General features: G+C 72.1%; 7 protein-coding genes. 4 read left to right on the top strand and 3 right to left on the bottom strand.

Features of this window, described 5'->3' with window-relative positions; all coding sequences use genetic code 11:
• Positions 1 to 116: 116 nt before the first annotated feature.
• Positions 117 to 2258, bottom strand: a complete 2142-nt coding sequence (locus ACWCPF_RS40540; RefSeq protein WP_451050150.1) for a glycosyltransferase — start codon at positions 2256 to 2258, stop codon at positions 117 to 119.
• Between the two features lie 123 nt (positions 2259 to 2381).
• Positions 2382 to 3962, bottom strand: a complete 1581-nt coding sequence (locus ACWCPF_RS40535) for a glycosyltransferase family 4 protein (RefSeq protein WP_451050149.1) — start codon at positions 3960 to 3962, stop codon at positions 2382 to 2384.
• 322 nt (positions 3963 to 4284) lie between these two features.
• On the opposite strand from ACWCPF_RS40535, the gene wecB reads away from it, so the two are divergent.
• The 4 genes from wecB (at position 4285) to ACWCPF_RS40515 (ending at position 9607) form a co-directional block, all read left to right on the top strand.
• Entirely contained in the window at positions 4285 to 5361 is a 1077-nt protein-coding gene (gene wecB / locus ACWCPF_RS40530) for a non-hydrolyzing UDP-N-acetylglucosamine 2-epimerase (protein WP_451050148.1), read from the top strand.
• 112 nt (positions 5362 to 5473) lie between these two features.
• A complete protein-coding gene (locus ACWCPF_RS40525) occupies positions 5474 to 6796 on the top strand; it encodes a glycosyltransferase (RefSeq protein ID WP_451050147.1) in 1323 nt (440 codons plus the stop codon).
• A complete protein-coding gene (locus tag ACWCPF_RS40520) occupies positions 6793 to 8478 on the top strand; it encodes a glycosyltransferase (protein ID WP_451050146.1) in 1686 nt (561 codons plus the stop codon). The genes ACWCPF_RS40525 and ACWCPF_RS40520 overlap by 4 nt, the downstream gene beginning before the upstream one ends.
• 31 nt (positions 8479 to 8509) lie before the next feature.
• Positions 8510 to 9607, top strand: a complete 1098-nt coding sequence (locus ACWCPF_RS40515; protein WP_451050152.1) for an acyltransferase family protein — start codon at positions 8510 to 8512, stop codon at positions 9605 to 9607.
• Positions 9608 to 9694: 87 nt separating this feature from the next.
• On the opposite strand, the gene ACWCPF_RS40510 is transcribed toward ACWCPF_RS40515, so the two are convergent.
• A complete protein-coding gene (locus ACWCPF_RS40510; protein WP_351916937.1) occupies positions 9695 to 10978 on the bottom strand; it encodes a nucleotide sugar dehydrogenase in 1284 nt (427 codons plus the stop codon).
• Positions 10979 to 10982 lie beyond the last annotated feature (4 nt).

The following is a 10982-nucleotide window of genomic DNA, read 5'->3' as shown; positions in this document are numbered from 1 at the left end:
GCGCGCGCCCCCCCCCCGCCCCCCCGCGGCCCGCCGGGCCGGGCGGGGGGGGGGGGGGGGGGGCCGCCGCCCCCCCCCCCCCCGCCGACACCCTTTTCGGCAATCCGTGCCGCGGACTACGCCTTCGCGCCCAGCAGCAGCCGGTCGAACTCCCGGCTCACCACCGACCAGTCCCACATCGTCAGCGCGTGCTGCGCCGCGGGCTCCGTCGCCGCGCGCCAGTTCTCCTCGGTGACCGTGAGCTTCAGGATCCGCTCCGCGGCCTCCTCCGGCGTCGAGACGACCCAGTCGGTCGGGAAGAGCGTGCGCGGTCCGTTCTTCAGGGAGGCGAAGAACGGCCAGTCGCGGACGACCGGGAGGGCGCCGCTGACCGTGCCCTCGACCAGTCCGCAGTGGAAGCTCTCACGGACCGAGCTGCTGAGGATGACGCCGACCTCGGTGAGCGCCGCCGGCACGTCGTCCGTCTGGCCCACCAGGTGCACGGCGCCGGCCGCCTCGAGCTCCGCCAGGTCGGCCTGGAGGAGGTCGTCGTAGGCGCGGACGGCCGCGCCCGCCTTGCGGGGCAGGCCCTCGCCGATGATCACCAGGCGGTAGCGCTCGTCCTTCTCGCGCAGCAGCCGCAGCACCTGCACCGCCCAGCGCGGGTCCTTGGCGACGGCGCTCACGCCGACCAGGCCCAGGTTGAAGCGGGCGTCGGGCCCGGTCTTCGTCCGCTCGAAGGGCACCAGGTCCATCGCGTTGGCGACGACGTGGGTGGTGGCGGTGTCCGGTCCGGCCAGCTGCGGCAGGACCTTCTCCACCACCTCGCGCAGGTGGTCGCTGACCAGGATCAGATCGTCGACCCGCGTGAAGTCCACGACGTGCGGCCAGAACGCGAAGGCCTCGTAGCTGTGCAGCCTGATGACCATGCGCGTGGTGCCGGGGTCGACGGCGGTGAATATCCCGGCCGCGTTGGTGCACCAGTCGACGAAGACCGTGTCGGCCCAGTCCAGGTGGGGCCGCAGGGCCTCCTCCAGCTTGGCCTGGAACGCCGGCTGGCCGCCCAGCGCGTGCTCCATGATCCGCTTGATGCCGCGGACCAGCGGACGCAGCGTCTCGTCCTCGTTGACGTCGAGGAAGCGGATCTCGACGTCGGGGTGGTGCTCGTAGCGGTCCCGGATCGCCTTCAGGAAGGCGGCGTTGGCGTACGTCGTGACCAGCAGGCGCAGCGGGCGGTCGGTCGGCGCCGGCGCTGCCGGGAGTGCGCGGCCGCGCGGTGCGGAGAGCGCCTGGAAGGCGGCGCTCTTGCGGAAGGCGGCGAGGTAGGCGTCCGGGTCGTCGGCCATCGGCGAGGACACGCCGTCGAAGTGCAGACCCCGGTTGAAGGCGAGGCCGAACGCCGTGGAGAGCTGGTCGGCCGCGGCGCCCAGGTCCTTCTTCTTGTACCGCTGGTCCGCGAGGGTCAGCGCGGCCTCGATGGCCTTGTTGCGGAGCTTGGGGTTGTCGTGCGCGCGGGCCAGGTCCGCACGGGCCGCGTCGGCCAGCAGGGCCGCGCTGAGCTTGCGGTTGCCGATCCGGTCGGCGGCCTGGTTCAGCACCAGTGTGGCGCCGGTCTTCCGGCCGCCCTTGGTCATGCTCAGGCTCACCCGGCGGGCGAGCTTCGCGCGCATCGCGTCCGGCACCCGGGGCGCGGTGACCGCGGTCCGCCAGGCCTTGGCGCCGATCGCGGTGCGCATCACGGCGGGCGACGACGCCCGGCGCAGCACGGCGCCCGCGCTGTGCCGCACGCCGCGCTTGGTGGAGCGCAGGGTGACGGCCGGGGACGGCACGGTACGGACGGCGTCGCGCAGCGCGTAGTGCATCGGGCGCTCACCGCGCGCCTGGAGGGCCCGCAGGCCGGGTGCGACGCCGAAGACCGCGTCGGCGCGCCGGTTGCGCTCGGCGAGCCGCCAGACGGTGTAGACGGCGTGCGCGTCCAGGGCGACGAGGACCTGCGCGCGGCGTGCGTGACGGAGGACCCACCGGTTGCGTTCCGTGCCCGCCCAGGTCCGGCGGGCGGGCGGCAGCTTCGCGATGCGCTTGCCGAAGGCGACGCTCCGCTCGGTGGCCGCCTCGGGCAGCGAGCACACGTCGGCGGCGTCGAGCACGCCGTCCACCGCTTCGCGTTCGAAGTAGCCGGCCAGCTGAACCGTCGCTCCCGCGGCCCGGAACTGGTCGACGGCGGCTTTCAGCATCGAGAGCGTCGGCGCCGTGCCGGCGATCAGGAGTACGTGGGTCATGTGAGGAGGTCCTCCACCTGTTCTGCGTTCCGTGCCGGGGACATGCTGTGGGCGTCGGTCCGGCGAAGAGACGTTTCCGTCCCGTCGTCGGCCGGACCGACGCCGTAGGTCACAGCCGTCCCGTCACACGGCCTTCCCGTTGCCGGGCAGCAGCCGGCTGTAGATCTGGTCCAGGACCACGGCCTGGGCCTCCCAGGTCCACTTCTCCAGCAGCCCCGGGTCGTCGTAGGCCGCCCGGTACTGAGCCGGGTTGGCGAGGACGGCCTTGACGGCGCGTACGTAGTCCGCGGTGTCCTGCGCCTTGAAGATCTCGCCCTGGCCGGTCTTCTCGACCATCTCCGCCATGGTGCGGATGTCGCTGACCACCAGCGGCAGCCGGGCCTGGGAGTACTCGAAGAACTTGTTGCTCAGGGCCAGTTCGTGGTTGGGCAGGTGGTGCAGCGGGCTGACCGCCGCGTTCGCCGTGGACAGGAACTCGGGCACCTGCCAGTGCGGCACGAACGGCAGGATGTGGACGCGGTCGCCGACGCCCAGCTCCTCGATCAGCTCGATGATCTTCTTCGTGGCGGGGAAGTGCTTGCCCGACGGCGGCAGGGAGACCAGCGCGACGTGCACGTCCGGCATGAGCGTGAGGCCCTCGATGATGGTCTCGACGCCACGCACCGGGTTGATGCCGCCGCAGTACGCCAGCAGCGGGGTGTCCGCGTCGACGCCGCACAGCTCACGCAGGTCGGGCACCGGCTCCACGTCGGCCACCTCGTCGGCGGCCGGGCGCATCACCGGGGCGTTCAGGACGACGTAGGGCGTCTCCTTCAGCTTGTGGCCCTTGACCAGCAGCTCGGCGAGCGAGGGCGAGACGGTGATCGCCGCGTCGGCGAACACCGCGTGCTCCTTCTCCCAGGCCACGTGACCGGGGATCCAGCGGTCCTGGTGGGAGTGCAGGCCGGGGACGAACTCGTGCGCGTCCCAGACCAGCTTGACCGGGTGCCCGTCGGCGCGCAGCCGGACGGCGGCACGGGCGGCCACGCCGAGCATGCGGAAGTCGTGCGCGTGGATCAGGTCGGGCTTGAGCTCGTCGATGTGCGGGCCGAAGGCCAGCTCGAAGTCCCACAGGTACGGCAGCAGCCGACGCCAGGCCCGCTGGCCCATGGTGAGCTGCCAGAACTTGATCTGCAGGTGGTCGAGCGGCGTGTTGAACTTGGCCCGCTTCCGCTTGGCGCGGCCGGTCATGCGCGCGCGCAGCGAGACCCACTTGCCCGTGAGCTTCGCGGCGGCCTTGGGCACGATCAGCCGGACGGCCGCGCCGCTGGCGCTGGGCTTGCCGGGGCCGTCGGCCTTGGCGGCGGCGGCGCGGAAGCGGAGATCCGCGCGCCAGGCCTTGACCTGCTGCTTGCGGTACTGGGCGATCTGGGGCGTGCGATACGCGAACGGGCTGCGCCAGCGCAGCCCGTGCCTGTCCTGGCGGCTGGGGCCTAGCAGACCCGGCTTGGGCACCAGACGGACCTCGGCGTCGCCGATGTTCCAGGTCTGGATCTCGGGAGCGGGCGAGATTCCGAAAAGCACGACCTCCCACCCGGCTTCGGCGGCAGATCGAGCCGACTTCTGGACACGCGAGTCATTTCGGACACCGTTGTCGACCAGCATCACAATTCGGCCTCGGGAGGCCTTGGGCCTTCTCTGCCCGTCGGTGCTGTCGAGCTCCATGTATGTGTGCCTTTCCTGAAATCTGAAGCTTCTGGCACGTTGCAGGAGCCCGCAAGGATGTTCGAGCTCGCACACCAGTTCCGTCCAAAGCGGGCGTCTCGTGCAGTGCACTTGGGCGCTAACGGCACGGCTACAAACCCGATAACCCAGCGCAACACAGCATACCTTCAGCGAAGAGCCGCCCAACGGCCCGTGCCCTGCCGTTGCACGCCCGTTGCCGGGTCGTCGCCGGGCCGTCGCCAGGGCGCGACGCCGCTCCCCGCCACGCCCGTATGATCTGGGTTCGGCCGTCCATACGTTTATTTGGTCAGGAGCAGCGCACGTGAAGGTCATCAGTGTCGTGGGCGCACGCCCCCAGTTGGTCAAGCTCGCCCCGATCGCGGCTGCTTTCGCCGACACCCCTCACGAGCACGTCATCGTGCACACCGGCCAGCACTACGACGCGGACCTCTCCGACGTCTTCTTCTCGGGCCTCGGCATCCCCGACCCCGACGTGCACCTCGGCGTCGGCTCCGGCGGTCACGGCGAGCAGACGGGCGCGGTCCTCGCCGCCATGGACAAGGTCCTGGAGACGGAGAAGCCCGACTGGGTGCTGGTGTACGGCGACACGAACTCGACCGTCGCCGGCGCGCTGTCCGCGGTGAAGCTGCACTACCGCGTCGCCCACCTCGAGGCCGGTCTGCGCTCCTTCAACCGGCGCATGCCCGAGGAGCACAACCGGGTCCTCACCGACCACGCCGCCGATCTGCTCCTGGCCCCGACCGAGGAGGCCATGCGCCACCTCGCCAACGAGGGCCTGACCCATCGCTCCACGCTGGTCGGCGACGTCATGGTCGACGTCTGCCTGCGCATCCGCGACGCCGTGCTCGCCGGTGAGCACCCCCGCCCGGCGCTGCCCGAGGGCATCGACGCCGACGCCCCCTACCTGGTGTCCACGCTGCACCGCCCGGACAACACCGACGACCCCGAGCGGCTCGCCGCCATCATCGGCTCGCTGGCCGCCCTGCCGGTGCCGGTGGCGCTGCTGGCCCACCCGCGCCTGGTGGCCCGCGCCGAGCAGCACGGCATCAAGCTGAACCAGGGCGCGGTGCACGTCGGCCGTCCCCTTCCCTACGCCGGCCTGGTGGGCGCCGTACTCGGCTCCGCCGGTGTGGTCACCGACTCCGGCGGCCTGCAGAAGGAGGCCTTCCTGCTGGGCCGCGCCTGCACCACCGTCCGCCCGGAGACGGAGTGGGTCGAGACCCTCGAGGACGGCTGGAACCACCTCGTGCCGGACCCGCACGAGACCCCCGGCTTCACCGAGCTCGCCACGCGCCCGGCGCCCGAGACCCCGCGCGGCACGCCGTACGGTGACGGGAACGCCGCCGTGCGCGCCGTCCAGGCCATCATCGAAGCCTGACCGAGCCGCCCGTACTCGTCACCGTTCCATCAGTCTCTCGGAGCACCCCTTGCGAAACGTGATCAAGCGCACCAGGACGACGGGCCCGCGCCCCGACGGAGTCCGTCCGCACATGATCTACCTGGCCATCGGCTTCCCGCCCGCGGCCAAGAGCTGTGCGTACCGGATGCGCGAGACGGCGAACAAGTTCGTCGAGCTCGGCTGGGACGTGACCGTCCTCACGATCGCGGAGGAGTCCTGGGAGCGCGAGTACGGGCTCGACCACACCCTCTCCGACCCGGTGGACCCGCGGGTGCGGATCGTCGAGCTCCCGCTGGCCCGCGAGGACCTGGAGACCGACATCCGGCTGTTCACCGAGGACCGGGCGCTGAACCCGATCCGCTGGATGCAGCGGGAGCGCGACCGGCACCTGGAGCACTTCCCCGAGCCGGTGTTCGGCGGCTGGCGGGCGGCCCTGGAGCAGGGCGTCGTGGACATCCACGAGGAGTTCCCCGCCGACCTGCTGCTGGCCAGCTGCGCGCCGTACGTCAACCTGGCGGCCGCCTGGAAGCTGTGGGAGACGCACAAGGTCCCCTACGCGATCGACTTCCGGGACGGCTGGTCGGTCGACGTCATCGGCGGCGGCGAGGCGTTCACCCACGACTCCGAGTCGGGTGAGTGGGAAACGCGCGTCCTGTCGCAGGCCGTCGCCATCTGGTGCGTCAACGACCCGATCGCGGACTTCTACCGGGAGCGCTACCCGCAGCTCGCCGAGCGGGTGCACGTGGTGCGCAACGGCTTCGACCCGGACAGCGTCCCCGAGGTGCACGGCCGGCCGGACCCGGAGAAGGGCCTGACCTTCGGCTACCTGGGCTCGGTGAACTTCAAGCCCGCGTTCCTCGCCACCGTCCTGGACGGCTGGCGGGCCGCCCGGGAACGCGACCCCCTGGTGGCCAGATCCCGGTTCGAGATCCGCGGGCACATCGGCGCGGGCGCCAGCCGTGAGGCCAACGCCCATATGACCCTCATCCGGCAGGCCGAGCCGGACGGCGTGCTCTTCGGCGGCCCGGTGCCCAAGGCGGAGGTCGGACCGACCTACGGCCGCTGGGACGCGCTGGTCCTGATGCTCGTCGGCGGCCGCTTCGTCACCTCGGGCAAGGTGTACGAGTTCATGGCCTCGGGGCTGCCGGTGGTCTCCGCCCACGAGGTGGACCACGACGCCTCCGCCGTGCTCGCCGGACACCCCCTGTGGACCGGGGCCTGCGGCCTCGACGCGGAGGGCATCGCTGACTCCTTCGTCAAGGCCGCCCGGATGGCCGTGGAGACGACCCCCGAGCAGCGGGCCGAAGCACGCGCCCACGCCGCACGGTTCACCCGCGGCCTGCTGATGGCCCCCGCGGCCGAGCAGCTGAGCAACGCCGTCCGCTCCGCGCTCTCGGGGAGCCCGCGGGCATGACGAACGTCAAACGGGGAGTGCTGCGGCTGCCCGGAGCGGTGGCCCGTCGCGCCCTGCACCCGAACGTGCTGCGGACCGGGGCGGGTGCGCGCGCCTGGCGGCTCGTGGTGTCGGCTCCGGGCCTGTCCGACTCGTTGCGCTTCCGCATCGCCCAGCGCGTGCGGGAGGGCCTGGACAAGGCCAACCGGCCCGAGGGCGCGGTGCTCACGCTGAGCTCCGCCGCCAGCCGCACGAGCAACGCCCGCCACCGGGCCGACCTGCTCGGCGACGCGGCCCGGCTCGAACTCGCGCGCGGCCGGACCCCGCGCACCCTGACCGCCGCGCTCGCCACCGAACTCTCCTACGCCGACGCCCAGTTGGCCGACGGCGAGGCCACGGCAGCCGCCGCTTCCGCGGTCCGCGCGCTCCAGCTCGCCTTCCACCGGGTGCTGCACTTCGACCGGACCTCCTCCCCGCTCGCCAAGGACCCCGGCGGCTATCTGGCACAGCTGCACGCCAGCTCGGCCGTCCGGGCCCTGACCGAGGGCGCGGGCCGGGTCACCGAGGCCGCCGCCCCGCCGACCGACCGGCCGCTGCGCCTGCTCTTCGTCACCTGGGGCAACGCGAACTTCCTCCGCGAGATCCACGACCACTACCGGGCCCACCCGGACGTCGAGGTGCGCTCGCTGGACCTGAAGGACGACCCGGACCTCGACGAGCTGGCCGGCTCCCTCACCCGGATCGCCGCCCACCGCCTCGGCGACGAGCCGGAGTTCGGCCGACGGGCCGAGCAACTGCTGCGTCCGCATCTGGACTGGGCGGACACCGCGTTCGTCGACTGGTGCGTCGGACCGGCCGCGCTGCTGACCTCCGTCGACCCCGGGGACACCCGGATCGTCGTGCGTCTGCACAGCGCCGAGACCTTCAGCCCGTGGCCGTTCGTGGTCGACTTCTCCCGGGTGGACGACCTGATCTTCGTGGGCGCGCATCTGCGCGACCTGACCGTCGCGGTCGTACCGCAGCTCGCGGCGGGGCAGGGCCGGCCGGTCCCCCGGCTGCATGTCATCCCCAACGCCATGGACCTGGCCACGCTGTCCCGCCCCAAGTCGGACGAGGCGCGCTTCACCCTCGGTGTGACGGGCATCTCATCGGTGGCCAAGGACCCCCGCTGGGCCATCGAGGTGCTGCGCCTGCTGCGCGCCGAGGACCCCCGCTACCGCCTCCTGCTCATCGGCGAGGACGTGGACGCGAAGCTCAGCAGAGCCGCCCGCGCCTACGCCCGGCTCTACCGCCAGGACCTGGCCGAGCTCGAACCCTCGGGCGCCGTCCGCAGACTCGGCCAACTGGACGACGTCCCCGCCGCGTTGACCGACGTCGGCATCATCCTGAGCTCCTCCGTGCGGGAGAGCTTCCACTGCGGGTTCGTCGAGGGCGCCGCGAGCGGGGCCGTGCCGGTGGGCCGCGACTGGCCGTTCTTCGCGGGCAAGGCCAACGGCGCCCGCACCCTGTTCCCCGCCGACTGGGTCGTCGCCACCCCGCAGGAGGCCGCCGAGCGGATCCTGAAGGTCACGGCGACCGCCGAGAGCTGGCAGCAGGCCGGCCAGGCGGCATCCGCACACGCTCTGGCAGCATGGGACTGGCCGGTCGTACGCAAGGAGTTCGACCGCCTCCTGCTGCCCCTGAAAGCGAAGGACTCCTCATGACCTCCAGACTCGTAGGCCTGGTCGCGACCGGCTGCCGTCGCTGACCGGGCTGCGTTTCTGGGCGGCTCTTCTCGTAGTCCTGTACCACCTGTCACGCAAGGTCGGCTTCGTCCCGTACCTCAGCGAGACGGTCTGGTACGGCCGTAGTGGTGTGACCTTCTTCTTCGTTCTCTCGGGTGTCGTCCTCGCCTGGACGTACGACGGCGCCCGGATCCCCGTCAAGGTCTTCCTGTGGCGGCGCTTCGCCCGCATCTGGCCGCTGCTCGCGGTCAGCGTCGGGCTGTCGGTCGCCGTGTGGAGCTTCATGGGTCACGCCGTGTCGCTCGGGACGACGGCGGCGACACTGCTGTCGATACACGCCTGGTTCCCACAGCCCGTGATGTTCACCGGGGCGAACCCGGCGGCCTGGTCGATCAGTGACGAGGCCTTCTTCTATCTGATCTTCCCCGCGCTGCTGGCCCTGCTCGCGGGCCGCAGTGCCCGGGTCTGGGTCTGGACCGCTGCAGCCGCCACCTGCGCCACGTTCGCGCTGTGGCCCGCGCTGTCCGGGCTCTCGCCCGATGCCCGCAGCTGGGCGCTCAACTACCTGCCGCTGACCCGCGCCCTGCATTTCCTGCTGGGCATCGTGGCCGGGCTGGCGCTCAAGCGCGGCTGGCGGCCGCCGGTTCCCCTGTGGGCGGCCGCCGGACTCGTCATCGGCTGGCACCTGGCCCTGATCCCCTGGTCGCACGCGGTGCCGGACACCCTCTGGTACAGCCCCTACACCGCCTCCCAGTGGCTCTCCGCGCCCCTGTTCGCCGCGCTGATCTGCGCAGCCGCCCGCGCCGACCTCGACGGCAGGCGCACCGGTCTCGGCGGGGCCTGGACGATCAAGCTGGGGCACTGGTCGTTCGCCTGGTACCTGATCCACGAGATCGTGATCCGAGCGGCCGTCTTCCACTGGGGCAAACCCGCCCCGGGCGCCGAGACGCTCGTCTTCTGGGCCGGTGTGCTGGCCATCAGCCTGGCCGCCGCGGGCGCCGCCTACCAGTGGGTGGAGCACCCGGCGGAGCGCTGGCTGCGCCGCGTCGGCCCGTCCGCCGGCCGCCCCCGGCCGACCGAGACCCGGACCCCCGTGGGCACGCCGTAGACGACGGCGACACCGCAAGACGGCTCCGGCCCCCGCCTCGTCCGGAACGAGGCGGGGGCCGGAGCCGTCAGCTGGTGCGTCGCGTGCTCAGCCGCCGATGACGACGCGACGGACGCCCTTCCAGGCCTCCGGGTCCGTCGTGCGGCGACCGTCGACCAGGACGGTGACGTCCGGCAGGTCCGCCGGGGTCAGGGTGCGGTACTCGGCGTGGTCGGCCTGGAGGATCGCCGCGGTGACCTTCTCGCCCGCGTGCGGGGTGAGACCGTGGGCGGCGAGCTCCTCGTCCGTGTACATCGGGTCCGAGACGAAGGGGACCGCGCCGCGCGCCTTGAGGGCCTCGACGGTCGGGAAGACGCCCGAGAAGGCCGTCTCCTTCACGCCACCGCGGTACGCGGCGCCCAGCACCAGCACGCCCACGCCGGTCAGGTCGCCGTAGGCGGCGGCCAGCAGGTCGACGGCGTACTCGGGCATCGCGGCGTTCGCCTCACGGGCGGAGCGCACGACGGTCGCGGCCGGGTCGTTCCACAGGTACATCCGCGGGTAGATCGGGATGCAGTGACCGCCGACGGCGATGCCCGGCTGGTGGATGTGGCTGAAGGGCTGCGAGTTGCAGGCCTCGATGACCTTCTTGACGTCGATGTCGTTCTGGTCGGCGAAGCGCGCGAACTGGTTCGCCAGGCCGATGTTGACGTCCCGGTAGGTCGTCTCGGCCAGCTTGGCCAGCTCGGAGGCCTCGGCGGTGCCCAGGTCCCAGACGCCGTTGGCCTGCGGCAGGTCGGCGCGCTCGTCGAAGTCGAGAACCTGCTCGTAGAACTCCACGCCACGGGCCGCCGACGCCTCGTCGATGCCGCCGACCAGCTTGGGGTAGCGGCGCAGGTCGGCGAAGACCCGGCCGGTCAGCACGCGCTCCGGGGAGAACACCAGGTGGAAGTCCTCGCCCGCGGTCAGGCCCGAGCCCTCGGCCAGCATCGGCGCCCAGCGGGTGCGGGTGGTGCCGACCGGGAGGGTCGTCTCGTAGGAGACCAGCGTGCCGGGCTTGAGACCCTGCGCGATCGCCTTCGTCGCGGAGTCCATCCAGCCGAAGTCCGGGGTGCCCTCGGCGTCCACGAACAGCGGGACGACCACGACGACGGCCTCGGACTCGGCGACCGCGGACGCGGTGTCCGTCGTCGCGCTCAGCAGCCCGGCGTCGACGGCCTGCTTCAGCTTGACGTCCAGGTCGTGCTCGCCGGGGAACGGCTCGACGCCGGCGTTGACCAGCTCGACGACCTTCTCGTTGACGTCCGCGCCGATGACCCGGTGGCCCTTGGAGGCGAACTGCACGGCCAAGGGGAGGCCGATCTTGCCGAGTGCTACTACACAGATGTTCATGGAG

The organism is Streptomyces sp. NPDC001858 (genome assembly GCF_053594615.1).
This window is presented reverse-complemented; position numbering and strand designations above follow the sequence as displayed.

What these genes read in the sequence shown, in the direction of transcription:
- ACWCPF_RS40540 (WP_451050150.1), bottom strand. Translation starts at nt 2,258, where the DNA reads ATGACCCACGTACTCCTGATCGCCGGCACGGCGCCGACGCTCTCGATG.
- ACWCPF_RS40535 (WP_451050149.1), bottom strand. Translation starts at nt 3,962, where the DNA reads ATGGAGCTCGACAGCACCGACGGGCAGAGAAGGCCCAAGGCCTCCCGA.
- ACWCPF_RS40525 (WP_451050147.1), top strand. Translation starts at nt 5,474, where the DNA reads ATGATCTACCTGGCCATCGGCTTCCCGCCCGCGGCCAAGAGCTGTGCG.
- ACWCPF_RS40520 (WP_451050146.1), top strand. Translation starts at nt 6,793, where the DNA reads ATGACGAACGTCAAACGGGGAGTGCTGCGGCTGCCCGGAGCGGTGGCC.
- ACWCPF_RS40510 (WP_351916937.1), bottom strand. Translation starts at nt 10,978, where the DNA reads ATGAACATCTGTGTAGTAGCACTCGGCAAGATCGGCCTCCCCTTGGCC.